Below are 24,915 nucleotides of genomic sequence, written 5' to 3' on the forward strand. Positions count from 1 at the left end.
AGGTGAAAAGGTGATGAAGTCATGAAGTGATGAGGTGAAAAGACAATGGGGTTATGAAGTGATGAGGTAAGTGGGGCGCTGTCATCCTGAGCTTGCGAAAGACCTTTTCATAGCTGTACAACTGGCCCTGGAGCAAATCAGCCTACCTCTTCGGAAATTTCGTGACACCGGTTGGTTCTCACGTGGGAAGGTCCTTCACAAGCTCAGGATGACAGCTACCTTTACTCACCTCATCACCTCATCACCCCGCAATGCCTGCCACGCTATTCCGACGAGTGCTACTGCCGGCGCTGCTGCTGCTGGCCGTGGGGTGGGGGCTGGGGGCGTACTTTGAAACCAACGACGACACAGCCATCATCCAGCTGCTGCGCGGCACCACCGCGGCGGTTCCCGTCACCGACCTTTACCTGTATTTCCACGGCCTGGGTGCGGGGCTGAGTTGGCTCTATCAGGTGGCGCCCGCCGTGCCCTGGTACGCGCTGCTGCTCTACGGCCTGCTCTACGCCGCTACGGTAGGCGCCTTCACCGTCCTCGACCGGCTGCTGCTGGGCCGGCTGCCGGGCCCCTGGATTGTGGGGCTGCTGGTGCTGTTTTTTCTGGTGGCCTGGTTGGAGCACGGCTTCTGGTTCAACTACGTGCGAATCCCGCTGCTGCTGGCGGGCGTGGGCGTGCTGACGGCCGCCCAGCGCCCCGCCAGCCGCGCCGCGCTGTGGCTGGGGCTGCTGGCGTTCGGGCTGGGTTGGCTGATCCGGCCCAGCGCGGCGGTGCTGGGGCTGCTGGCGGCCGTGCCGGGCGCGTGGTGGCTGAGCGGCCGGCGGGCCCTGCCGATACTGGGTGGCGCGGCCACCTGGGCCGTAGCTGGGGCGCTGTGGCTGAACCTGACCTGGAGCCCCGCCGCCGCCACCTTCCGCCGCCTCGACGTGCTGAAGTCCAACCTGCTGGACTTCCAGCTCTACCAGCCCGCCGCCGCCCTCACGCCCCCGGACAGCCTCGGGCTGGCCGCCGCCCAGCACTGGCTACTGGCCGATTCCACGCTCGTGAATGAGGCTTTCTACGCCCGCGCCGCGCCCCTGCCGGCACCCGGCTACTTCCTGCGCACCATAGCGCCCGCCAAGCTCCGGCTGGCGCTGCCGCAACTCCTGCGCGACTATTTTCCGCTGTTGTTGCTGCTGGCCGTCAGTGGCTGGCTGCTGACTACCGCCCCTGGCCGGCCCCGCGGCTTCTGGCTGGTGCAGGGGCTGTTTGCGGGGTTGCTGCTTGCCCTGGCGGCAGCGCTGAAGCTGCCGCCGCGCATCGCGCTGCCCCTGCTAGATATCTGGCTGCTGGGCAATCTGGCGGCGGTGCTGCCCACGGCTGGGCGGCGTGCGCCATGGGTGCTGCTGGCCGTGCTGGCGCTGGTGGCCGGGCCCTACGCCTACAAAACCGTACACCGGGCTGCTGTGCTTGGGCAGGAGCGGCAGCAAAACCAACTGCTACGGCAGCAGCTCACCCATCTCACGCGGCAAACCGGAGCGCCCGTCCCGCGCCTGATCGTATCGGATGCCTTTGAGGCCACTTACAAAGCCGGGTCGCCGTTCACGGAGGGCATAGCTTCTGTTTCGCAGCGTAATCCAGCCCGCTACCTGCCCGTGGCGGGCTGGATTACGCTACACCCGTCGCAGGCGGCGTGGCGGCAGCAGCTCACGGGCACGCGCTATTTCCCGGAAAGCCTGCGCCGCCTGGCTGCCCGGCCCGATGTAGCTTGGATCCTCATGCCCACCACGGCCGCCATCCTCAATCGGCAGCTGGCCGTGCTGGCGGGCCCGCGTGTTCGATTAGTACCAATTCTGCCGGTGGCGCTGGGGCGTGCAACGGGTGAAATTCAGGCCCGGCACGCTCAATCCGGCGAAGCGCAGGCCTACAAACCATGGGTGGATTCAGTGGAATAAGCGAAAAGGCCAAAATTTTATAGTCGGGGTTCTGGACTTATTCGGTGCAATACCGGGTAGTGGTTATATACCTTTGAGCCGCTCTCCTTCTTTCCCTACCGCCTAGTCCCACTACCATGATTGCTACTAACATTTCCCGCGGAGAGGTTTTGCAACACCTCGAACCGTTTTTGCGCGAAAACATGGGCACCTTCCTCAAGAGCGTGGAAGAAAGCTGGCAACCCTCTGACTACCTGCCGGACCCGCGCCGCGACACCTTTTTCGATGAAGTGAAGCTGCTGCGTGAAAGCGCCCAGGGCCTCAGCTACGACCTGCTGGCCGTGCTCATCGGCGACACCATCACCGAAGAAGCCCTGCCCAACTACGAAGCCTGGTTTCATCAGCTTGACGACCTGGGCCGCGACCACAACAGCGGCTGGGGCCAGTGGATCCGCGGCTGGACCGCCGAGGAAAACCGCCACGGCGACCTGCTCAACCGCTACCTCTACCTGAGCGGCCGCGTGAACATGCGCGAGTTCGAGGTCAGCACTCAGTACCTGATTGCCGACGGTTTCGACCTGGGCACGGCCCACGATCCGTACCGCGCTTTCGTGTACACCAGCTACCAGGAAACCGCCACCAACCTCTCGCACCGCCGCGTGGGCCAGCTGGCCCGCAAAGTCGGCGATGACGGCCTCTCCAAAATCTGCGGCATGATTGCCGGCGACGAAAACCGCCACGCCCGCGTCTACAAGACGTTCGTGGAGAAGATTTTCGAAGTTGACCCTTCGGAAATGATGCTGGCTTTCGAAGACATGATGCGCAAGAAGATTGTGATGCCGGCGCACTACATGCGTGAAATGGGCATCGAAATGGGCAAAACCTTCGGCCACTTCACCGACGCCGCCCAGCGCCTCGGCGTGTATACCAGCCAGGACTACACCGACATCCTCGAAACGCTCATCACCGACTGGAAAGTAGCCGAGGTAACCGGCCTCACCGGCCCCGCCGAAAAAGCTCGCGACTACGTTATGGCCCTGCCCAACCGCCTGCGCCGCGTTGCCGACCGGATGTCGGTACCCAAGCTGGAATACCGCTTCAAGTGGATCGACTAACCTAATCACGGATTTTTCCGGATTAAGCGGATTGGTCGGATTTCGTAGTCGGCGCTGATCCGGCTTCATGTCAACCAACTGAGCATATAAAAAAAGGAGGCTTGCCATTCGGCAAGCCTCCTTTTTTTGCTTTCCGGTTACGTGATGAAGTCAGCTACAAAAGCCGACTCATCCGACTAATCCGGAAAAATCCGTGATTACTATTGGCCGTCCATTACCTGGCCCATCGTCCACTTGCCATCGGCGCCCAGCTTGTAGGTGATGGTGCGGCTGGTGGGGGTGGTAGCGGCCGGCGTGGTGCTGTCGGCAGATGCAGTGGTGGCAGTAGTTACCGGGAACGAGCGGCTCAGCATGCCGTTGCTCAGCATGTACGTGTCTTTGCCGCTGTAGCCGGTGGCAGCGGTACCCGAAATCATGCCGGGCGAAGCTACGGGCGTGTAGCCCCGCTCCCCAAACTCGTAGCCGTAGAAACCACCGTTGGCCGAGCCATTGTCGGTGAAGATGTATAGCTCGGGCTTGCCGTTGCCGTTCAGGTCGGCCGAAACGGCGTCGCGCACGGCTCCGTTGATGTCAACGCGTACGGGGTCGGCGGAAAGGGCCGAGCCACGGTAGGCGCGAATGGTGAGCTGACGCTGGGCGCTTTCGCCGGTGGTGCGGACCTCGAAGCGGGAGTCGCCCTGGGTGATTTCGCGGGTGAAGCTTACCGGCTCGGTAGAAGCCGTGTTTTCTACTGTAGGAGTGCTGGAAGAAGTGTCTTCCACTGCCGTCCGCGACGAATCACAGGCGGTGGCAGTAACCAGGGCAGTGCCGAGCAGGGCAAAAATGGGTGCTTTCATAAAAAAATGTTAGGAAGAGTGGTACAGTGGTTGGCCCGGTCCGATGACCGGCAGGCAGCCCCGTAAGGCCGGCAAAAAGAGCAGTTCAAGCAAGTCAGCCATTACCAGCGGGCTTCGCAAAGAATGCGCAATGTATACGCAAGGTACTGTGTTCTCGGTCAAATACAAATTAAAAACGGACAAATGCCAGGAAAGGTAGCGCCATATAACTGCGTACGAAGCAAACAAACCACCCGGATTTACCCTGAATCTCAGGGCTATGCTTCCCAAGGCAAATTTTTCGGGGCCAATCAGTTGGGATAAGAAAAAGCCGGGAGCCGATGAGCAACCCATATGGGTTTTCATCGACTCCCGGCTTGCGGTACCCGCATTGGGCCAGCGCTAGCGGCGCAGGCTTACGGCTGCACCTGCACGCCTTTCCAGAACGCCACCCGGTCCTTGATTTGCTGGGCCGCTTCCTTTGGCTCGGGATAAAACCAGGCGGCGTCTTTGTTCAGCTCGCCGTTTACGCGCAGGGAATAATAGCTGGCGCGGCCTTTCCAGGGGCAGGAGGTATGCGCAATGCTTTCCTCCAGAAACTCCCGCTTGATAGAGTCGGCTGGAAAATAGTGGTTGTTTTCAACGACGACCGTTTCGTCGCTTTCGGCAATGACGGTGTTGTTCCAGATGGCTTTCATGGGGAGTGGGTTTTAGTTGTCAGTTGCTGGGTGGTAGTTGTCGGTTTTTAGTTGATAATTATCAGGTAATGTCAGTAAAACATCTAGTCCTGACACCCGACAACCACTACCTGACAACTCCCAATTACTCCCCGACAACTAAAAACCGGCTTCTGTTGTTCTGAGAGCTCACTCCCCCAATTATTATGTCCGCAGGCTTTCGTTTTCGGGATTTCGTGCCCGAGGAGTCGACTGAGAAAGGCTTCGACTCCCTTTTTAAGATATTCATGCAGCTGGTCACCATCACCAGCGGCGACGTGGGCGAGGCGCTTTCCTGGCTCAATGAGCTGGATAAGCAGTACGGCCTCACCGAGGATGGCTACGGCATGGGCGACTTCATCGAGGATCTCAAGAAGAAGGGCTACATCGATGAGGACGAGCAGAAAAAAGGCGAGTTCACCATCACCGCCAAGAGCGAGCAGAAAATCCGTAAGTCGGCGCTGGAAGAAATCTTCGGCAAGCTCAAGAAATCGGGGCCGGGCAACCACCGTACACCCCACACCGGCCAGGGCGACGAGCAGAGCACCGATATGCGGGAGTTCCGCTTCGGCGACTCGCTCGACCAGATTTCCATGACCGAGAGCATCCGCAATGCCCAACTCAACCACGGCATGGATGGCGACGAGTTCATGCTGACCGAGGGCGACCTGGAAGTGCGCGAAAACGAGCACAAAAGCCAGACCAGCACCGTGCTCATGATTGACATCTCGCACAGCATGATTCTGTACGGCGAGGACCGCATCACGCCGGCCAAAAAAGTAGCTATGGCCTTGGCCGAGCTGGTGAAGCAGAAGTACCCCAAGGACTTCCTCGACGTCATCGTATTCGGCAACGACGCCTGGCAGATTGAGGTGAAGGAGCTGCCCTACCTGCAGGTGGGCCCCTACCACACCAACACCGTGGCCGGCCTGGAGCTGGCCCTGGACCTGCTGCGCAAGCGCAAAACGCCCAACAAGCAGATCTTCATGATTACCGACGGCAAGCCCACCTGCCTGAAGGAAGCCGGCGGCTACTACAAAAACTCATTCGGGCTCGACCGCAAAGTGGTCAACAAAACCCTGAACCTGGCCGCCTCGGCCCGCCGCCTGAAAGTGCCCATCACCACGTTCATGATTGCCGACGACCCCTATTTGCGCCGCTTCGTGGAGGAGTTCACGGAGGTGAACCAGGGCAAGGCGTACTACTCGTCGCTCAAGGGCCTGGGCCACATGATTTTCGAGGACTACAAGCGCAACCGCCGCAAAAACGTGTAACGGCTGAACGGCCTCGCACTTGTCATCCTGAGCTTGCGAAGGACCTTATTACATCAGCACGACGACCGAATAGTTTCGTTCCAGCGTGATAAGGTTCTTCGCAAGCTCAGGATGACAAATCAAATCCATTCGCTCATTCTATTCTCCCTTCATGCCTTCTTACGATTCTCTCTCCGCCGACCAGCTCCAGCAAATCACCACCCTTGGTGCTCTGAAGAAGTCCGGCTACCAGCCGCGTTCCGTGAAACAGGAGCTGCGCGACAACCTGATCAAGAAACTCCAAAGCAAAGAGGACGTGTTTCCCGGCATCTTCGGCTACGAGGAAACCGTGATTCCCGAGCTGCAGCGCGCCATTCTGGCCGGCCACCACATCAACCTGCTGGGCTTGCGCGGCCAGGCCAAAACCCGCATTGCCCGCCTGCTCATCGGCCTGCTCGATGAATGGGTGCCGGTAGTGGCTGGTTCCGAGCTGAATGACGACCCGTTGCAGCCGCTGTCGGTGTTTGCTAAAAACCTGCTGGCTGAGCACGGCGACAACACGCCCGTGACGTGGATGGGCCGCCAGGACCGCTACACCGAGAAGCTGGCCACCCCCGACGTATCCGTAGCCGACCTTATCGGCGACGCCGACCCCATCAAGGCGGCCACACTGCGGCTGCCGTACTCGGATGAGCGGGTGATTCACTTCGGCTTGATTCCACGGGCGCACCGGGGCATTTTCGTGATCAACGAGCTGCCCGATTTGCAGGCCCGCATCCAGGTGTCGCTGTTCAACATCCTGCAGGAAGGCGACATTCAGATCCGGGGCTTCAAGGTGCGGCTGCCGCTGGACCTGCAGTTTGTGTTCACGGCCAATCCCGAGGACTACACCAACCGCGGCTCCATCGTGACGCCCCTCAAGGACCGCATCGACGCCCAGATCATCACGCACTACCCGAAATCCATCGAAATCGGTAAGCGCATCACCAAGCAGGAAGCCCGTATCAAGGACGAGCAGAAGGGCATGGTGACCACCAATGAAGTGATTCACGACCTCGTGGAGCAGGTGGCCGTGGAGGCCCGCGCCTCGGAGTTCGTGGATGCCAAGTCGGGCGTATCGGCCCGCCTCACCATCTCGGCTTACGAGCAGGTGGTGGCCGGGGCTGAGCGCCGCGCCCTCATCAACGGCGAAGCCACCACCTACGTGCGCCTCGGTGACTTCATTTCGGCGGTGCCGGCCGTGACGGGCAAGGTGGAGCTGGTGTACGAAGGCGAGCAGGAGGGAGCCGGCATCGTGGCCGAGAAGCTGATGGGCAAAGCCATCCGTACGCTGTTCCTGAACTACTTCCCCGACCCCGACAAGGCCAAGAAGCTCAAAGGCCGCCCCTCGCCCTACAAAACGGTGCAGGAGTGGTTCGGCAACGGCCACACCGTGGACCTGCTCCACGATGCCAGCACCAAAGACTACCGCGCCGTGCTGGACCAGGTGCCCGGCCTGCGCGACATCGTGACGGAGCTGCACCCCTCCGAGACGCCCGAGCACACCTACTTCCTGATGGAGTTCCTGCTCCACGGCCTGAGCGAGTACAGCCTGATTTCTCGCAACCGCCTCACCGCCGGCGCCCAGTTCAAGGACCTGCTCAGCAGCATGTTCACCATGCCCAGCTTCGGCGAGGATGACGACGAGGACGACGAAGACGAAAAGCCCCAGCGCGGCCGGAAACGGTAGCTTCCTGCAAGCGGTATGACACGAAAAAGCCCCGCGTACCGAAAGGTGCGCGGGGCTTTTTTGTGTTTGGCTAGCGGCAAGTTACGCCTGCTCGGTTACCACAATTTTCTGAATCTCGTCGTTGGCCTGAATCTGCTCGATGATGTCGAGGCCTTCTACCACTTTACCGAACACAGTGTGGTTGCGGTCGAGGTGGGCGGTGTTCTGGCGGTCGTGCACGATGAAGAACTGGCTGCCGCCGGTGTTACGGCCGGCATGGGCCATGCTCAGGGCGCCGCGCTCGTGGTACTGGTGCTCGCCGTTCAGCTCGCAGTCGATTTTGTAGCCGGGGCCGCCGGTGCCGGCCATGCCTTTGGCGCCATCGCGCGAGTTGGGGCAGCCGCCCTGAATCACGAAGTTAGGGATGACGCGGTGGAACTTCAGGCCGTCGTAGAAGCCCTGCTGGGCCAGGTCGGTGAAGTTTTTAACGGTCTTGGGAGCATCTTTTTCGTAGAACTCCACTTTCATCACGCCCTTGTTGGTGTGGATTTCGGCAGTCTTCATAAGGAAGGAAATTAGGGTTAGCAGCACCTGTACGTGGTGCCTGGCCCCGCGGCTGCGGAACCAGGTGCAAAGGTAACCAATTCGGCTGCCGCATAAACATCCGAGTGCCGCAACAGTTTCGTAAGCACAACATCACGGCGCCCTCCGGATGGAGGCGTTGCATCCCAACCAACCCATTTCCTTTTTTTATGAAGAAGAACCTGCGCACTGCTTCCCTGAGTGTTCTGTCGGCCGGTCTGCTCTCGTTTGCCCTGGCAAGCTGCGGCGATACCGCCACTACCGAAACTGCCACCACCACCGACACGGCCACCATCGTCGATTCGACGGCCATGATGGGCGACTCGGCCCGCATGGGCAGCGCTGAAGGCGTAATGGTGGATGGCGTGGCCATGACGCCCGACAAGAACATCGTGCAGAATGCCGTGCAGGCTAGCAGCGTAACCACGCTGGTGAAGGCGGTGCAGGCTGCCGGCCTCGATGGCACGCTCAGCGGCCCCGGCCCGTTCACGGTGTTCGCGCCCACCAACGATGCCTTTGGCAAGCTGCCCGCTGGCGCCCTTGATGGCCTGCTGAAGCCCGAAAGCAAAGAGAAGCTGAAAGGCGTGCTCACCTACCACGTAATTGCCGGCCGCCTGCTGGCCCAGGACCTGAAAGACGGCCAGAAGCTCACCACCGTGAACGGCCAGCAGTTGACCGTAATGGCCAAAGACGGCAAGGTGATGCTCAGCAACGGCAAAGACGCCCCGGTAAACGTGGCCATTGCTGATGTTATTTCCAGCAACGGTGTGACGCACGTTATCGACGGCGTACTGCTGCCGACGGCGGAGTAGTATTTTGTTGGCGCGCTTTGTAAGCGCGTCAGATGAATACAGAAAGACCCAGCCGAAATGGCTGGGTCTTTTTTGTTGGTGTTGTGCCGGCTTGAGGACTTGCTCCGCCGGGCCAGTCCGGACTTATAGCCCGGCGCCGTCGGTGATGCGCTCGGCGAAGCCAGCCCAGTCGCCTTGCTCGCCTTTGGCCACGGTGGTGGAGAGGTGGTCGTGGAGGATGTTGGCGAAGGGCATGGGCACCAGGTGCGTGCGCGACTCATCCAGCACCAGGCGCATATCCTTGCGGATAATGGCCGGGGCCGCGCCCACAGGCTGGTAGTGGCGCTCGGCCACCAGCTTGCCGTAGCCTTTATAAATGGGCGTGTTGAAAAGGGTAGATGTGAAGAACTCGTACACCTGCTGCCGGTCGAGGCCGCTTTTCTGGGCCAGCGTGAAGGCTTCGGCCATGGCCTCAATGGCGGCGCCCAGCATGAAGTTGCCGCAGAGCTTGACGGTGCTGGCCGCACCGGGGTCGTCGCCGAAATCGTGGACGCCCTGGCCTAGGGCTTCAAGCAGCGGCGCGAGGCGTTGGCGGGCGCTGGCTTCGCCGGAAGCAGCCAGCCAGAGCTTGGCCGCAGCGGCCACATCGGGCTTGCCAAATACGGGCGTGGCCACGAGGGTACTGCCGTGCCGGGCGTGGGCTTCGGCCAGGCGGCGGTTGGTATCGGGGGCCACGGTGCTGCAGGAGGCATGCACGGCGCCGGCGGGCAGGGCGGCAATCAGCCCATCGGGCCCCAGGCACAGTTCCTGCAGAGCGGCATCATCCGTGACCATGGAGAACACGAAGGCCGCGTCGGCTACGGCGGCGGCGGGCGTGGCAGCCACCGTGGCGCCTAGTTTCTCAAGGTCGGCGGCTTTGCTGGCCGTGCGGTTATAGACAGTGAGGCGATGCCCGGCCTTTAAGAGGTTTTTCGCCATGGCCTCGCCCATATTTCCCAGGCCGAGGAAGGCTACATTATGCTGTGTCAAAGGAGAATGAAGTTATGAGGTGATGGGGTGATGGGGTGTTGAGGTGACAGGTAACGAAGAACGTCATGCTGAGCTTGTCGGAGCATCTCGCGTGCTGATGTTGCAATAGTAGTCAGGCATCAGCACGCGAGATGCTTCGACAAGCTCAGCATGACGTTCTTACGTTCTACGCCTTGTCACCTCATCACCAAAAGACACCTATTTCCGGTTGTCGTCGGCCTGCTGCATGCTCACGTAGCTGTCGTAGCGGGGCAGGGCAATGCGGCCTTTGTCGACGGCTTCGCGCACGGCGCAGCCGGGCTCGTGCAGGTGCTGGCAGTTGTGGTAGCGGCACTGGTTGAGCAGGGCGCGCATCTCGGGGAAATAGTGGGCCAGCTCGCCGGCCTTCATATCCACCAAGCCCAGCTCCTTGATGCCGGGCGTGTCGATGAGGAAGGTGCCGGGGCGCACTTCCAGCATCTCGGCAAACGTGGTGGTGTGCACACCCTTGTCGGAAAACTGGCTGATTTCGGCGGTTTTCAGGTCCAGATCGGGCACCAGCACGTTGATGAGCGTGCTCTTGCCGACGCCGGAGTGGCCGGAAAGTAGCGTGGTTTTGCCGTTGAGCTGGGCGTCGATTTCCGCCACGCCCTCGCCGGTGTGCGCCGAGCAGCGCATGCCCGGGTAGCCGATGCGCTGGTACATGTCCAGGATCTGCTGCTGGTAATCGGTCAGGTCTTCGTCGTAGAGGTCGGTTTTGTTGAAGAGCAGCGTCACGGGAATCCGGTAGGCCTCGGCCGTCACCAGAAACCGGTCGATGAAGCCGAACGAGGTAGCCGGCGAGGCCAGCGTCACGACCAGCATGGCTTGGTCGAGGTTGGCGGCCACAATGTGGGCGTGCTCACTCTTGTGCACCGAGCGCCGGATGATGTAGTTGCGGCGCGGCTCGATATGGTGAATCACGCCGGCGCCCTCGGTTTGCTCTTCCACCGTGAAGGCCACCTCGTCGCCCACGGCCAGCGGGTTGCTCACCTTCAGGCCCTTGATTTTGAACTTGCCCCGCAGCCGGCAGCGGTGCAGCTGCCCCGTGCCGGTTTCGCGCACCACATACCACGAGCCCGTGGATCTTACGATAGTACCAGTCATGAAAGGTCAGGGACTTGAATAATTGTTAGGTGCAGTGACGACAAAGATACTGTCATCCTGAGCTTGCGAAGGACCTTATAGCACGGGAACGAGGTACTAATACTCTTATCGTTCAGGCGTGGGAAGATCCTTCGCAAGCTCAGAATGACAGCTGCTTAGCTATTCTTTTCAAGCCACTGCATGATTTTGTGCGTGGCGCCGCTGTGGTCGTGCACATAGTCGAGGCTGAGGTCCTGCACTTTCAGGCGCGACTCTTCCTCGTGAAACAGGAGCCCGAAAGCCCGCAGCAGCTCCTCGGCCGACGTCACCGGGAAGGCGCAGCCCAGATCCACCAGATCTTCGGCTTCCTGAAACTTGTGGTAGGTCGGCCCGAAAAACAGCGGCAGGCCAAAAGCAGCGGCTTCCAGCGTGTTGTGTAGGCCCTTGCCGAAAGCGCCACCTACATAGGCAAAATGCCCGAACCGGTACAGCTGGCTGAGCAGCCCCACGTTGTCGATGAGCAGCACCCGGGCCTGGGCCACGGTGGCGGGCTCGGCCCGGGAGTAGCGCACCACCTGGCCGGGCAGCACGTCCTCCACCAGCCGCAGGGTAGTGTCGCTGATTTCGTGGGGTGCCACAATGAAGCGTATCTGCGGGGCGTACTGGCGCATCAGCGGCGTGAGGGCCGGCAGGTCTTCGGGCCAGCTGCTGCCAATGATGAACACCGGCACCCAGTCGTCGGTGAAGGCGTCTACCAGCGGCAACGGCCGGGACGCGGCCGCGGCGGTGCGCACCACCGTGTCGAAGCGGGTGTCGCCGGCCACGCTGGCCTGCCGGATGCCGGCGCCGCGCAGCAGTTCGGCCGAGGCCTGGTTCTGGGTGAAGATGTGCGTGAAGCAGCCCAGGATTTTGCGGAAGAATCCGCCCCAGGGTTGGAAAAACAGCTGCTCGGGCCGGAAAATAGCCGACACGCAGAGGGTGGTAATGTGCCGCCGATGCAGCTCGGCCAGAAAGAAATACCAGAATTCGTACTTCACGAAGACGGCCAGCTGCGGCTGCACCGCGTCGAGGAAGGCGCGGGCATTGGCGGCCGTGTCCAGCGGCAGGTAGAAAATGTAGTGGGCGCCGGGCCAGTTTTTGCGCACCTCGTAGCCGGAGGGCGAAAAGAACGTCAGCACGATTTTGTGGCCGGGGTAGCGGGCGGCGTAAGCCTCCATCAGGGGGCGGCCCTGCTCAAACTCGCCCAGCGAGGCGCAGTGAAACCAGGCCAGCGGCGCAGTTTCGGCCTGCAGAGCCGCCTGAATCCGGGGTAGCAGCCCCTGCCGCCCCTGCACCCACTGGGCCGCTTTGGGCACAAAAGGTGCTGCCAGCTGCAGCAGCCACGCATACAGGCGCAGAACGATGGAATAGAGAAAAGGCAATTGTCAGTGCTTAGTGCTTGGCGCTTCGTGCTTAGACAACGAAATGGTAGCAGCGTGTTCAGAAGCCCAAACGAGCATTCGTTCAGACGAGAGTCCGCAAAAATAGGCTTTTGCCTGCAGGCGAACTAAAAAAGGCTCCGACGTATCCGCCGGAGCCTTTTAAAAGCCCTGTGCACTATGCACAAAGCATTAATTGCTAGTGGTTGGCCTGCTTGCCGAGGTAGTTGGCTACGCCCTCGCGGGTGGCCGACATAGCCTCTTTGCCTTCTTCCCAGTTAGCGGGGCAGACTTCGCCTTTCACCTCGAAGTACTGCAGGGCATCCACCATACGCATGGCTTCGTCGATGCTGCGGCCGAGGGGGCCGTCGTTTACTACCTGGTGGCGCACGATGCCGTCCTTATCAATCAGGAACAGGCCGCGGTAGGCGAGGGGCGAGCCGACGAAGGTCATTTCGCCGGCCTCATTGTAGTCGTAGTGGCCGCCGAGCACGTCGTAGTTAGCCGCAATGGTTTTGGTAGCATCGGCCACCAGCGGATACTTTACGCCTTCGATGCCGCCGTTGTCGCGCGGCGTCTGCAGCCAGGCAAAGTGCGAGAAGTGCGTGTCCGTCGAGCAGCCCACCACGGCTACACCCTTGGCCTCAAAGTCGGCCAGACGATCCTGGAAGGCAATGATTTCGGTAGGGCAAACGAACGTGAAGTCGGCGGGGTAGAAGTAGAAGATAACGTGCTTCTTGCCCAGGTAACGGTCGAGGGAGAAATCCTCTTCGAATTCGCTGTCGATAACAGCGGTAGCTTTGAAAGAAGGGGCACGCTTGCCTACGAGAACTGCCATTTTGGGGTGATTAAGTGTTGGGTAATGAGGTGATTGAGCGTTGTGAAGCCAGCAAATAGCCGGGTCGAAAAAAAGAAATTGGGAAGAGTGGCCAGGCAGGTGGCCGGCTGGTTTCAGCAAACCTGATCAGTCGTTTGCACTGTATAGCGCCAGTTGCTGGCGTTCAGCTACCGGCCTGCCGATGCTTACCCTGCCACCTTCTCGCCGGTGATATGCAGCGAAAAGGTATGGGCCTGAAAGCCGGGCATGTTACGTTGCGCGAAGAACTCCTGCAGCAGCGTGTCCAACTGCGAATCGTGGAAATCCATGATTTCCTGCGTGTCGGTACAGATCAGGTGATGGTGGGCTGAGCAGTCGGCGTCGTAGCGGCGGGAAGAGCCTTCGGCCGACGCCACGCGGCGCGTGAGCCCCACTTCCACAAACGAGTCGAGGGCTTTGTACACGGTACCCAACGAGAGGTTGGGCACCTGCGCCACCACCTGTCGATGCACCTGCTCGGCAGTGGGATGCCCAGGCAGCTGCAGCAGGCACTCCAGAATGGTAAGGCGCTGCCGGGTAGCCCGCAGGCCAGCTTTGGCCAGCCGGTCGCGCAGTTGGCCCGGAGTGGGCGGCGTATGGTCGGAATGAAAGGTCACTATATAAGAATGCTTCTCCGCAAAGATAAGGCTATAAGCCCGCCAGTCCCAAAAATGTTCAGTCAGGCCGTTGGAAGGGAGTTGTTAATTGTCAGTTGTTCGTTGTTAGAAGCCGCACGCTGCAGGTGCATTTTGCCTGACAACTGACAACGAACAACAAACAACTCCTTACGCCTGCCCGCGGCATACTACCTGAAACGTCTGGCGCGTGCGTTGCTCCAGCAGCAGCTCACGCCCTTCGGTGAGGCGCTGGATGCTGGCCGCGTCGTAGTTTTTGATGGTGTAGAGCTCCAGGCCTGTGTTGTAATGGATGGTGAACTGGTTGCGCAGCAAGTCCAGCAGCTTTTCGAGGCGGTAAGCCGAGAAGTCGGTGCAAACCGAGAAGCTGATGGCCGAATTCTGCATCAGATGAATCTTGAGCCGCACCTGCGCCAGCGCCCCGAAAATCACCTCCAGATTCTCTTCGGAGATAAACGTGAGGTCCTTGCTCTCAAACGACACCAGGCACTGCCCATCCTTGCGGATAAAGGCCGGCGCCAGCAGCCCGTGGCGGCAGTCGTGGATGCGGGTGCCCTCGGCGCTGGGGTCCAGAAACGACTTTACCAGCAGCGGAATCCGGCGCACGGCCAGCGGCTTGATGGTTTTGGGGTGGATGACACTGGCGCCGTAGTACGCCATTTCGATGGTTTCCTGATAGCTGATTTCGGGGTAGCGCACCGTGTCCCGGAAAAACTTAGGGTCGGCGTTCAGCAAGCCCGCCACGTCCTTCCAGATCGTCACCGACTTAGCCTGCAGGCAGTAGGCGAAGATGGCGGCCGTGTAGTCGGAGCCCTCGCGGCCCAGCGTGGTGGTCTGGCCGCTGGCCGTGCCGCCCACAAAGCCCTGCGTCACGATGGGGCCGTGGGCCAGCAGGTCGGGCAGGGCGGCCAGCAGGTGGCGCTCCGTGGTGGGCCAGTCTACACGGCCCTCGCGCCAGGTGTGGTCCGTGCGAATCAGAGGGCGGCAGTCCAGCCACTGGGCACCCAGCGCCTTCGCTACGATGCACGTCGCCAGCAGCTCCCCAAAACTTACAATCTGGTCGTACTGCCGGTCGTAGTCGCCGGGCAGGAGCGTGGCCAGCCGGTCGCCGAGCTGCTCGAATAGGGTAGCCAGCAGCGGCGCGGCGCTGCCGGCCGGCGCTGCCTCGTCGGCTACGCCCAGCTCCGTGGCTACGCCCGCATGAAACTCGCGCAGTACTGCCAGCGGGCCGCTGAAATCCTGGCCCTTGTGGGCTAGCTGAAAAATCTCCTCCAGTGCATTGGTGGTTTTGCCCATCGCCGAAACCACAATGAGCAGCGGCGCGCCGGCACCATATTCCTGCACAATGCGGCCGAGGTTGCGGATGGCGGCCGCATCTTTCACGGAGGCGCCGCCGAACTTGTAGACTTTCAACTGGAGAGATTCCTGCATGGGCCCAAATGTAGGGCCGAACGGATATTCGTGCCACTACGCCCGAAAAAGGTTAATTTTGGCTTCCCACCCATCCGTTCATTCTCTCAGGCTTTTATGAATCAACACGACAAGCTGGCGCTGCCCGTAGGCACTACTCTGGACCGTTTCATCATGCGTAAGCAGGAAGATTTTCCATATGCCACCGGCGAGCTAAGCCAGTTGCTGCGCGATATTGCGCTGGCGGCCAAAATCGTGAACCGCGAAATCAACCGCTCCGGCCTCATCGATATTGCCGGCGCTTACGGCAACCGCAACGTGCAGGGCGAAGACCAGCAGAAGCTCGACGTCATTGCCAACATCCGCTTCATCCGAGCCCTGCGCAACGGCGGCGAGGTGTGCACCATCATCAGTGAGGAAGACGAGGAAGTCATCCAGACCGGCAACGTGCAGGGCAAGTACATCGTGGCCATCGACCCGCTCGACGGCTCCAGCAACATTGATGTGAACGTGTCTATCGGCACCATCTTCAGCATCTACCGGCGGGTATCGCCCACCGGCACCGAAGGCACCATGGCCGACTGCCTGCAGTCCGGCACCCACCAGGTGGCGGCCGGCTACGTGATTTACGGTTCCAGCACCATGATGGTGTACACCACCGGCAACGGCGTCAACGGCTTCACTTACGAGCCCAGCCTGGGCGAGTTTTTCCTTTCGCACCCCAACATTCAGTCGCCGAAATCCGGCAGTGTGTACTCCGTAAACGAAGGCAGCTCGGCTTCCTTCTCGCCCGGCATGGCCGCCTACGTGGCGCACTGCAAGGACCAGGGCTTCTCGGCCCGCTACATCGGCTCGCTAGTGGCCGACTTCCACCGCAACCTGCTCAAAGGCGGCATCTATATCTATCCGTCCACCCAGAAGTCGCCGAAGGGCAAGTTGCGGCTCATGTACGAGTGCAACCCGCTGGCTTTCATTGTGGAGCAGGCCGGCGGCAAGTCCAGCAATGGATACATGCGCACCATGGAAATCGAGCCGCTCGACATGCACGACCGGAGCCCGTTGTTCATTGGCTCCATCGATCTGGTGAACCAGGCAGAGGAGTTTATGGCCCGCGAGCTGGCTCAGGCAGAGTAGCCGGCCGCTTCGGCCGTATTCAGCTGGCATACATATAAAAAGAAGCCCGTCTGCACTACTGCAGACGGGCTTTTTTATTCCTTTTCAGAAAGAGCTAGTCTTTCTTTTTGGGGCTTTTCTTAGCGGGCTTCTCGGTTTCTTCAGCTTCAGCGGGCTCAGCGGCTTTCTTCTTGGCCTTCGGCTTTTCTTCAGTAGCGTCGTCGTCGGCTTTTTTCGCTGCTTTCTTCGCTGGCGTTGCGGCCGATGCGTCGGCGTCAGCAGTTTCCGGCGTTTCGGTAGCTTCTTCAGCTGCCTGATACTCCAGGCGGCTGCTAACTACGTGGTACCACTGCACCAGCTTCTTGATGTCGGACATATACACCCGGTCCCGGTCGTAATCGGGGATGATTTCGCCCATGAACGCTGTCAGGTCCCGGTCATCCGACTTGTGGGTGAGGGCCAGGCTGCTGCCGTGCTTCTGGTAAATCCGGTCGAAAACGTCCGTCAGCGGTACCGTCTGGTCGTAATCCTGGGTGTAGATGGAAATCTCCTGCAGCAGCGACACCTTGTTGCGGGCCGAAGCCACGGAGCGGGTCGCCTGCTCATTGAGGGCTTCCACGATAACGCCAGCGCGGGTGGGCTTCACGAGGCGGTACAGACCGGGCATTCCGCTGATAGCGGCAATTTCCTTCAGGTCGTAGGGCATAGGGGTAAAAAGTTGTTGGAAAAAGCAAAGTTACTCAGTTGCGGCGGCTTGGCCGGGAACTGGCAGCTTAAATACAATGGGCAGGCTGGTCAGCACGGCGTAATCAGGCTTCTTGAACTGGAGCAGGCGCACTACACGTAGGGCTTCTTCGCCGCAGCCGCCGCCAATATTCTTCACCAGTTTGATGCCCGACATGGTCCCGTCCGTGTTCAGCGTAAAGCTCACGATGCAGGTACCCTGAATGCGGTTGCGGCGGGCCAGAATGGGATACTTCTTTTCTTTCTCGATGAAGGCATACAGGGCATCCTGGCCGCCTTCGTAGTACTCGGCTACCGGAATGGTTTTGCTCACGTTGCCTACCTGGTGAGCCGGGGCGGCTGCGGCCGGCTCCGCTTCCGGAGCCACCGTTTCCGGGGCGGGTCCGTCGGTCTTGACCTTTACTTTGGTTTTCTGCGCCAAAGCCGGTACCGAACAGGCCAGCAGGCCCACGGCCAGCGCGAAGGAGAGTTTTTTCATGAACGTAACAAACAAGAAAAAGAGAGGAAAATGAGCCGGAACAATCCGGCCCAACCCGCAGACAATTACGGGGCCAATCTACACAATCTCCTCCGTTTGGGCCATCTGCCGGTTCACGTCCTCAATGAACGCCAGCACCTCATCGCGGCCGGTTTTCTCCTCCGCTGACGTAACGAAATGCCGTGGCACCTCGTCCCACGATTCACTCATTTTGCGCATATATTCCGTCACGTTCTGGTGCGTGCGGCTACCCGATTGTTTGTCGGCTTTCGTGAACACCATCACAAACGGAATGCCCTCAGTGCCCAGCATTTCCATAAACTCCAGATCCACGGCCTGCGCCGAATGACGCGAGTCAATCAGCACAAATACGCAGGACAGGTTTTCGCGCTGGCGGAGATAGAAATTGATCATCCGGCCCCATTGCACGCGGCTATCCTTGCTGACTTTTGCGTAGCCATAGCCCGGTAAATCGACCAGATACCACTCTTTGTTGACCAGAAAGTGGTTGATAAGCTGGGTTTTACCCGGCAGGGAAGAGGTTTTTGCCAAGCCTTTGCGCTCCATCAGCATATTAATGAGCGAGGATTTTCCCACGTTGGAGCGGCCGATAAAAGCGTATTCGGGAAGCGTGGGCGGTGGACACTGGTCCACCCGCGTATTGCTCATTAAGAAAGAAGCGTCACGGATTTGCATACTAAAATCAACAGGTGTGCGGGCAAAGGTACGCCCGGAAATACATTGCCTCCCGCCAGGCCGGACAAACCGTGGCAAAGGCAAATTTCGTAGGCTATTCAAGGTTCTTTGTAAAGCAGGCCTATATTTGCGCGGTTCGAGAGCCTGGCACAATGCGCAAACAGGGTTTCGAATTATATTTTTTGGGAGCTAATACAATAATTTTAATGAATTGGATGGGACTAAGTTGGTATTATAAAATTTCTATCTTTGCCCGCAAATTGCTCTGTCCTGCATCCGTAAAAATCCCAAAATACGTAGCGTAAAGAAGAAATTCCGCTCTTTTTAGCGTGAAAAAAATAGTTCCCTACTTAACCCTGGGGCAGGTTTTCAGTATAAGAGGCATCTTACCGAAAAACTACTGCTACCTGCAGCCTCCGCACCAGGGTTAACTCCTCTTGCAACTCCTTATTCCTCAAACCCCTCCTCAGATGGACAACTTAGTCAAAAGGTTATTGAAAGCCTCTTGCGCCTTAGCTCTTACCGCTGCCGTGGCCCAGCCTGCGCTGGCCCAGAGCACGCGCCAGCAGCTTAAGACTGCAAATAAGTTATTCGACCAAGAAAACTACCGGGCCTCCATTCCTTACTATGAGCAGGTACTGTCAAAGGAGCCTAACAACGCTTTGGCATTGTTCCGCGCTGGTATCTCCTACATGTCGTTCGACAAGGAGAAGGCCAGCGACTATATCTACAAAGCGCAAAAGCTGAAGCCGAAAGTTTCGAAGGACGTAGAGTACTGGCTGGGTCGCGTTGACCACCTCAACTACAACTTCGACGAGGCCATCACGCACTATCAGGCCTATAACGCCACGTTGAAGCCCAAGGATACCCGCAAAGCTCAGTTGGCTCAGCTGATTCAGCATTCGAAAAACGCCAAGGTGCAGTTCAACAGCCCCAAGGATATTTTCGTGAAGAACCTGGGTCCGACTATCAACACGCCGTATTCGGAGCACAGCCCGGTGATTTCGCAGGACGATAAAATCCTGCTCTTTACCTCGCGTTCCGACAATATGAGCGCCCAGTCGGTTGCGCAGGACGCGAAAAACAAAAAGGACAAGAACCTCGCTACTGACGGCCAGTACTACGAAAACATCTACGAAGCCACGCGTATTGATGACGAGAACTGGGAGAAGCCACGCTCGCTGAGCACGGTGCTGAACGGCAAAGGCCACGACGCTTCCATCCAGGTGTTCGATAACGACACCAAGCTGCTGATGTACCGCAACGACGAGAACGGCGACATCATGTATGCCGAGAAGTCGGGTGCTGACTGGACGGAGCCCAAGAAGTTGAACGACAACATCAACTCCAAGGCGTTTGAGTCGGATGCGTACATCACGCCAGACGGCCGCACCATCTACTTCTCTACGGGCAAGTATTCAGAAGACGGTACGCTGGACATCTACTTCGCAACCCGCCAACAGGGTGGTGACTGGGGCACGGCTAAGCCAGTAACCGGCATCAACACCAAATACGACGACGACAGCCCGTATGTAAGCAAGGACGGCCGGACACTGTATTTCGCCTCGCGCGGCCACAACACGATGGGCGGCTACGACATCTTCAAGTCGGACTATGACTCGGTAGGAAACAAGTGGGGCCGCCCGGAGAACATGGGCTACCCGGTGAATACGCCTGATGATGACACGTACTATCGTTTGAGCCCGAATGGCTCGTACGCTTACCTGTCGTCGTACCGCATCGGTGGCTACGGTGAGAAGGACATCTACACCATCAACTACATCAAAAACGCCATCATCCGGGGCAAAGTGTTCAGCAAGCGCGACAGCACAACGGTAATCCCTGGTGTGGAGCTGGTATTTAGCGGCACACAGGCTGATAAAACGGCCCTGAGCTACCGCGACGTAACCAAGCCCGAAACCGGCGACTATCAGGTGAACGTGCTTTCGGGCCGTACTTACCAAGTAGCCGCTTCCAAAGACGGCCAGAACGTAGCTACTGAGGAATTCGCAATACCTGTATCGACCAACGATTCGACGGTGATTGAGAAAAACTTCTACGTGGATTATGTAGACACGAGCATGGTAGCCGGTGTGGCCATGAAGCCCATCTACTTCGATACCGACAAGTACAAGCTACGCGCTGAGAGCATCACGGAGCTGAATAACATTGCCGCTATCCTGGCTGCCAACCCTGGCGTGAACATCTCCATCGAAGGCCATTGCGACTCGCGCAATACCGACGAGTACAACATGGTGCTGGGCCAGAACCGCGCTGATGCTGCTTACAACTACCTGAAGAAGCAGGGTGTAGGCGAAACCCGCATGGTAACGGTAAGTTATGGCGAGCGTCGTCCGGCGGCCGGCAACGACAGCCCGGAGAACATGCAGCTTAACCGCCGCGTGGAGTTCCGCACGATCCTGAAAGAAGGTGAAGCCATGCCAACCATGACGCCTCCCGCCACGCCTACTTCGGGCACGCCAGTGCGTTCTACGCCACTGCAGCCCGGCAAAAGCAAGGTGAAAATGGCTGACGGTACCAAGGTGAAAACCAAGGTGGACGAGGACAGCGACAAAGTAAAAGTGAAAACCAAAGGCGCTTCGGATGAGAAGAGCAAGACGGTTACCAAAGACGGTACCATCGATGCCAAGACCAAAGATGCCACCGGTGAAAAGACCAAAGTGAAGACGGACAACGACTAAGCCGCTTCTAACAGCTAGTAAAACGGGCCGGGCAAATTGTCCGGCCCGTTTTTTTTCAACATAATGGCCGAACCCACGTTATGTTTGGGCAATTTCGCCCTTGAATTCTCGTTGTTCGCCCCAGAACTATGGCCGTAGTACCCTACAAAGACGACACCGCTGACAAAAAATCGCAGGTGGCGCACATGTTCAACAGCATCGCCGGGAAGTATGACTTCCTCAACCACTTCCTCAGCGCCGGAACCGATATTTATTGGCGGCGTAAGGCCGTGGGCGAGTTGAAGCAGCTACGGCCGGCCCGAATACTGGATATTGCCACCGGCACCGCCGACTTCGCCATCGAAACGCTGCGGGCGGCCTCACCCGATGCGAAGGTGACGGGCGTGGATATTTCGGAAGGGATGCTGGCCGTTGGGCGGCGTAAGCTGGAGGCAAAGGGCCTCACCAATCGTATCCAGCTGGAGTTGGGCGACTCGGAGAACCTGCCGTTTCCTGATGGGTACTTCGATGCCGTGACGGCTTCGTTTGGAGTACGCAACTTCGAAAACCTGGCCATTGGCCTAGCCGAAATGCGCCGGGTGCTGCGGCCGGGCGGTAAGCTCGTGATACTGGAGTTTTCCAAGCCCACGGCTTTCCCCATGAAACAGGCCTACAATTTTTACTTCCGGCATATTCTGCCGGTATTTGGCAAACTCATCTCTAAAGACCGCGCCGCCTACACGTACCTGCCCGAATCGGTGCAGGCCTTCCCGGACGGCCCAGACTTTCTGGCTATTCTGCGGCAGGTTGGCTTTACTTCTCCCGCATGGCAACCCCTCACTTTCGGTATCAGCTCCATCTACACCGCACTCAAGTAGGCCAGTTTGCGCTGGCCGGTTTGCTGGCTCTGGCCGTGCCGCTTAGCGGAATGGCCCAGAACAAGAGCCGCGCTACGGCCAGCCGGGGCAAGGGTGGCCGTGTGAAATCCATTACGGTGCAAAACCTGCCCGGCTACGACGATAAGTGGTTCCACCCAGGCTTCTATATTGCTCCTAACTTTTCGAGCTATAAGATCGAGCAGTCGCCGGCGTACATTGCTAACTTCGGTACTTCGCGTGGCGTGACGGCAAACTCCAAGATAAGCCCCGGCTTCTCGGTTGGGTTTGTGGGCGATGCGCGGCTGAATGACTACTTGAACCTGCGCTTTGCGCCGGGCGTGAGCTTCATCACGCGCCAGATTGAATTCAAGCCCGACGGCTACACGCCTGACCCGAGCAGAGACAATGATCCGGAGGAAATCGTGACGCAGGAGGTGGGGGCTACGCAGGTGGATCTGCCGCTGCTGGTGAAGTTTCACTCGGAGCGCCGCCGCAACACGCGCGTGTATGTGGTGGGTGGCCTCAAGCCCAGCGTGAACGTAGGTACCCGCCGCAAGGACCCGGAGCGCAATCAGCTGTCGGTAGCCAGCAGCGACCTGGCCATTGAGTATGGGGTGGGCCTCGACCTGTTCTATCCGTTCTTCAAGTTCGCGCCTGAGCTGCGCTTCTCGCACGGGCTTAGCAATCAGCACCAGGGCGTAGACAACATCTACAGCCGCAGCCTACAGAGCCTGCGCAGCAACACCGTAACGCTGTACCTGAACTTTGAATAAACCACACAAGCTTAGCTGAACTGATAATGGCTGGCTGCCCAACGCGTTGTTGGGGCGGCCAGCCATTTTTCGGTTCGACAGGCTGCTGCTTCTAAAAAACGTATGAAAACTGCCTTTATCACCGGGGCTTCCTCGGGCATTGGCCGCGCTACGGCTGTAGCGCTGGCGCAATCCGGATTTCAGCTCATCATTACCGGGCGTCGCCGCGAGAAGCTGGAAGAGCTGGCCCGGGAGCTGGCTGGTATCTCCACGCACATCCTCACGTTTGATGTGCGCGACCGGGCTGCCGTGGAGGCCGCCGTGGCCAGCCTGCCCGGGACCTTTGCCGAGGTAGACGTGCTGATCAATAACGCTGGCAATGCCCACGGGCTGGCCCCGATTCAGGACGGCAACCCGGACGACTGGGACGCTATGCTCGATGGCAATGTGAAGGGGCTGCTCTACGTGAGCCGGGCCGTGCTGCCCGCCATGACGCGCCGACAGGTGGGCCATATTATCAATATCGGCTCCATTGCTGGCATTGAGGCCTATGCCAACGGCAACGTGTACTGCGCCTCCAAAGCCGCCGTGTCGATGCTGACCAAAACCATGCGCCTGGATTTGCTGCCCCACAACATCCGGGTGGCAGAGGTGAACCCGGGTGCGGTGGAAACCGACTTCTCGAAGGTGCGCTTCAAAGGCGACGAATCCCGCGCCGAGTCGGTATACAAGGGCTTTCAGCCGCTGGTGGCGCAGGATGTGGCCGAAGTCATTCAGTTCATGGTGACCCGGCCGCCGCACGTAAACGTGGCCGAGGTGCTGCTGCTGCCAACAGCGCAGGGCGCGGCCGCCACCATTCGGCGGGAATCATAACCGAAAGCCAACGCACTGCAGCGTGCTGCAAAAATACAGCCCGGCCAACTGATTGGCCGGGCTGTGTTGCGTTTAGACCTGTCGGGAGGCCAGTTGCAGCAGCAGGCCGGCGTGCAGGGTGTGCTGGCCGGCGAAGCGCAGAAATTCGGGCTCTACGCCGAATTCGCGCAGAAATGCGCCCTGCTTCTCCACGTCAGCAGCAGAAACAAACTCGTCCTCGTCGCCGCAGACCAGCGTGACGGGCAGGCCGCGCAGCAACCGGCCCGCCGCCTGAAAGTCCATGTCGGGCGGGAAGGCGCCGGCCCACAAAACCAGCCGGGCCGGCCGGAAGGGCGCGCGCGCCAGCCAGCGGCTGACCGTAGCAGCGCCCTGCGAGAAGCCCAGCACCGTTACCCGGGTATCAGCTGAAGCCTGGGGCAGTAGAGTGGCGGCCAGCTGATTGAGGTAGCCTACGTAATCGTCGATTTCGAGCAGGCGGTCTTCGCGCGTCATCCAGGTGGCGCCCACGCGCCCGCCGGTGCCCTGCAGATAGAACCGCGACAGGCCTTCCGGCGCCACTACCACCAGCGTAGGGTCGGCGGCGCTGATGGCTGCGAAGTGCCGGATAAAATACTGCGCCAGCTGGCCGTAGCCGTGGCACACAAACCACACCTGCCGGGTGGCGGCGGTCAGCGCGCCCAACTGGAAATAGCGCGCCGTGCGCGCAACCGATATATGGTGTTCCTGGGCCATAGCGCACAAAATCAGTTTAGGCTGCCCGCCCGCTTGTCAGGGCAGAGCACCCAGCAGTAGCCGGTGCCTGCCGAACGAACGGCGGCAATACGCGGGCTAAACAGGGGAAAGAGAATCAGCCCTTGGTCGGTAAGTCGTCGGCGCTGAAGCCAAACGGCAGCAGGTCGGAGAGGCTGCGGAAGCGGTAGATACTGCCGTCGGGGCCGGGCATGAGCAGCGGAATGGCCTGCTTCTGGCGGTGCTCGTATTCGGCCATCACCTGGCGGCAGGCTCCGCACGACGACACCGGCACGAAGTCGCCGGCAGCGGGGCGGGCGGCGACGGCCATGCCCAGAATGCGCCGCTCGGGCTGGGAGGCGGCCAGCCCGAACAGGGCGGTGCGCTCGGCGCAAAGTCCTGAGGGGAAAGCCGCGTTTTCCTGATTGGTGCCCCGGAAGATGGTGCCGTCGTCGAGCAGGAGGGAAGCGCCGACGTGGAAGTGCGAATAAGGCGCGTAGGCCTGGTCGGTGGCGGCGCGGGCAGCCTGCCAGGTGAGGGCTTCGGCGGGCGTTAGCTCAGTTTCGGTGAGAACCTCGACGTGGATGGTGAGGTGGAGCGGGTGGGCCATGAAATAGGCAGAAATAGATATT

General features: G+C 59.6%; 24 protein-coding genes. 10 read left to right on the forward strand and 14 right to left on the reverse strand.

Going from position 1 to position 24,915, the window contains the following annotated elements; genetic code table 11:
• Positions 1–251: 251 nt before the first annotated feature.
• Together O3303_RS04170 and O3303_RS04175 are read left to right on the forward strand one after the other, a co-directional pair.
• Complete coding sequence (locus O3303_RS04170) at positions 252–1,928, forward strand: hypothetical protein (protein WP_269560808.1); 1,677 nt, start codon at positions 252–254, stop codon at positions 1,926–1,928.
• 116 nt (positions 1,929–2,044) lie between these two features.
• Positions 2,045–3,022 carry an acyl-ACP desaturase gene (locus tag O3303_RS04175; RefSeq protein ID WP_269560809.1) on the forward strand — a complete coding sequence of 326 codons (978 nt, stop codon included), beginning with the start codon at positions 2,045–2,047 and terminating at the stop codon, positions 3,020–3,022.
• Between the two features lie 200 nt (positions 3,023–3,222).
• Here O3303_RS04175 and O3303_RS04180 read toward each other — a convergent pair whose 3' ends face one another.
• The gene (locus O3303_RS04180) at positions 3,223–3,858 is read right to left on the reverse strand and encodes a hypothetical protein (protein WP_269560810.1); all 636 of its coding nucleotides are present in this window, start codon (positions 3,856–3,858) and stop codon (positions 3,223–3,225) included.
• 395 nt (positions 3,859–4,253) lie between these two features.
• Entirely contained in the window at positions 4,254–4,535 is a 282-nt protein-coding gene (locus O3303_RS04185) for a DUF427 domain-containing protein (protein WP_269560811.1), read from the reverse strand.
• A gap of 185 nt (positions 4,536–4,720) precedes the next feature.
• Between O3303_RS04185 and O3303_RS04190 the strand changes: the two genes are divergently transcribed.
• Both O3303_RS04190 and O3303_RS04195 read left to right on the forward strand, forming a co-directional pair.
• Positions 4,721–5,827, forward strand: a complete 1,107-nt coding sequence (locus O3303_RS04190; RefSeq protein WP_269560812.1) for a vWA domain-containing protein — start codon at positions 4,721–4,723, stop codon at positions 5,825–5,827.
• A gap of 151 nt (positions 5,828–5,978) precedes the next feature.
• Entirely contained in the window at positions 5,979–7,535 is a 1,557-nt protein-coding gene (locus O3303_RS04195) for a sigma 54-interacting transcriptional regulator (RefSeq protein WP_269560813.1), read from the forward strand.
• Between the two features lie 81 nt (positions 7,536–7,616).
• Here the strand turns inward: O3303_RS04195 and O3303_RS04200 are convergent, their stop codons facing one another.
• Positions 7,617–8,078 carry a peptidylprolyl isomerase gene (locus tag O3303_RS04200; RefSeq protein WP_269560814.1) on the reverse strand — a complete coding sequence of 154 codons (462 nt, stop codon included), beginning with the start codon at positions 8,076–8,078 and terminating at the stop codon, positions 7,617–7,619.
• Positions 8,079–8,266: 188 nt separating this feature from the next.
• Here O3303_RS04200 and O3303_RS04205 point away from each other — a divergent pair, with 188 nt between their 5' ends.
• Positions 8,267–8,908, forward strand: coding sequence for a fasciclin domain-containing protein (locus tag O3303_RS04205; protein WP_269560815.1), 642 nt, complete (start codon positions 8,267–8,269; stop codon positions 8,906–8,908).
• Between the two features lie 123 nt (positions 8,909–9,031).
• On the opposite strand, the gene O3303_RS04210 is transcribed toward O3303_RS04205, so the two are convergent.
• The 6 genes from O3303_RS04210 to O3303_RS04235 form a co-directional block, all read right to left on the reverse strand.
• Entirely contained in the window at positions 9,032–9,916 is an 885-nt protein-coding gene (locus O3303_RS04210; protein WP_269560816.1) for an NAD(P)-dependent oxidoreductase, read from the reverse strand.
• A gap of 198 nt (positions 9,917–10,114) precedes the next feature.
• Positions 10,115–11,041, reverse strand: coding sequence for a ribosome small subunit-dependent GTPase A (gene rsgA, locus O3303_RS04215; RefSeq protein WP_269560817.1), 927 nt, complete (start codon positions 11,039–11,041; stop codon positions 10,115–10,117).
• Positions 11,042–11,196: 155 nt separating this feature from the next.
• On the reverse strand, positions 11,197–12,441 hold the full coding sequence (locus O3303_RS04220; RefSeq protein WP_269560818.1) for a 3-deoxy-D-manno-octulosonic acid transferase: 1,245 nt from the start codon (positions 12,439–12,441) through the stop codon (positions 11,197–11,199).
• Between the two features lie 196 nt (positions 12,442–12,637).
• Positions 12,638–13,276, reverse strand: coding sequence for a peroxiredoxin (locus O3303_RS04225; RefSeq protein ID WP_269560819.1), 639 nt, complete (start codon positions 13,274–13,276; stop codon positions 12,638–12,640).
• Between the two features lie 185 nt (positions 13,277–13,461).
• Positions 13,462–13,911, reverse strand: coding sequence for a Fur family transcriptional regulator (locus O3303_RS04230; RefSeq protein ID WP_269560820.1), 450 nt, complete (start codon positions 13,909–13,911; stop codon positions 13,462–13,464).
• Positions 13,912–14,079: 168 nt separating this feature from the next.
• Entirely contained in the window at positions 14,080–15,360 is a 1,281-nt protein-coding gene (locus O3303_RS04235) for an aspartate kinase (protein WP_269560821.1), read from the reverse strand.
• 96 nt (positions 15,361–15,456) lie between these two features.
• On the opposite strand from O3303_RS04235, the gene fbp reads away from it, so the two are divergent.
• Complete coding sequence (fbp, locus tag O3303_RS04240; RefSeq protein ID WP_269560822.1) at positions 15,457–16,473, forward strand: class 1 fructose-bisphosphatase; 1,017 nt, start codon at positions 15,457–15,459, stop codon at positions 16,471–16,473.
• A 94-nt stretch (positions 16,474–16,567) separates the two neighbouring features.
• On the opposite strand, the gene O3303_RS04245 is transcribed toward fbp, so the two are convergent.
• The 3 genes from O3303_RS04245 to yihA form a co-directional block, all read right to left on the reverse strand.
• Entirely contained in the window at positions 16,568–17,158 is a 591-nt protein-coding gene (locus tag O3303_RS04245) for a DUF5606 family protein (protein ID WP_269560823.1), read from the reverse strand.
• A 30-nt stretch (positions 17,159–17,188) separates the two neighbouring features.
• Positions 17,189–17,674 carry an energy transducer TonB gene (locus tag O3303_RS04250; protein WP_269560824.1) on the reverse strand — a complete coding sequence of 162 codons (486 nt, stop codon included), beginning with the start codon at positions 17,672–17,674 and terminating at the stop codon, positions 17,189–17,191.
• 78 nt (positions 17,675–17,752) lie between these two features.
• On the reverse strand, positions 17,753–18,370 hold the full coding sequence (gene yihA, locus O3303_RS04255; RefSeq protein ID WP_269560825.1) for a ribosome biogenesis GTP-binding protein YihA/YsxC: 618 nt from the start codon (positions 18,368–18,370) through the stop codon (positions 17,753–17,755).
• Between the two features lie 530 nt (positions 18,371–18,900).
• Here yihA and O3303_RS04260 point away from each other — a divergent pair.
• The 4 genes from O3303_RS04260 (at position 18,901) to O3303_RS04275 (ending at position 23,554) form a co-directional block, all read left to right on the forward strand.
• Positions 18,901–21,072: an OmpA family protein gene (locus tag O3303_RS04260; protein ID WP_269560826.1), complete on the forward strand. Its 2,172-nt coding sequence runs from the start codon at positions 18,901–18,903 to the stop codon at positions 21,070–21,072.
• A 128-nt stretch (positions 21,073–21,200) separates the two neighbouring features.
• Positions 21,201–21,929 (forward strand): bifunctional demethylmenaquinone methyltransferase/2-methoxy-6-polyprenyl-1,4-benzoquinol methylase UbiE, encoded by a 729-nt coding sequence (ubiE, locus tag O3303_RS04265; RefSeq protein WP_269560827.1) that lies wholly within the window; start codon positions 21,201–21,203, stop codon positions 21,927–21,929.
• Positions 21,878–22,702 carry a type IX secretion/gliding motility protein PorT/SprT gene (gene porT, locus O3303_RS04270; protein ID WP_269560828.1) on the forward strand — a complete coding sequence of 275 codons (825 nt, stop codon included), beginning with the start codon at positions 21,878–21,880 and terminating at the stop codon, positions 22,700–22,702. The genes ubiE and porT overlap by 52 nt, the downstream gene beginning before the upstream one ends.
• A 102-nt stretch (positions 22,703–22,804) precedes the next feature.
• Positions 22,805–23,554: an SDR family NAD(P)-dependent oxidoreductase gene (locus O3303_RS04275; RefSeq protein WP_269560829.1), complete on the forward strand. Its 750-nt coding sequence runs from the start codon at positions 22,805–22,807 to the stop codon at positions 23,552–23,554.
• 72 nt (positions 23,555–23,626) lie between these two features.
• Here the strand turns inward: O3303_RS04275 and O3303_RS04280 are convergent, their stop codons facing one another.
• Together O3303_RS04280 and cdd are read right to left on the reverse strand one after the other, a co-directional pair.
• On the reverse strand, positions 23,627–24,286 hold the full coding sequence (locus O3303_RS04280; protein ID WP_269560830.1) for an alpha/beta hydrolase: 660 nt from the start codon (positions 24,284–24,286) through the stop codon (positions 23,627–23,629).
• Between the two features lie 115 nt (positions 24,287–24,401).
• Complete coding sequence (gene cdd / locus O3303_RS04285) at positions 24,402–24,893, reverse strand: cytidine deaminase (RefSeq protein WP_269560831.1); 492 nt, start codon at positions 24,891–24,893, stop codon at positions 24,402–24,404.
• Between the last annotated feature and the right edge of the window lie 22 nt (positions 24,894–24,915).

This window comes from Hymenobacter canadensis (assembly GCF_027359925.1).
Taxonomy (GTDB): domain Bacteria; phylum Bacteroidota; class Bacteroidia; order Cytophagales; family Hymenobacteraceae; genus Hymenobacter; species Hymenobacter canadensis.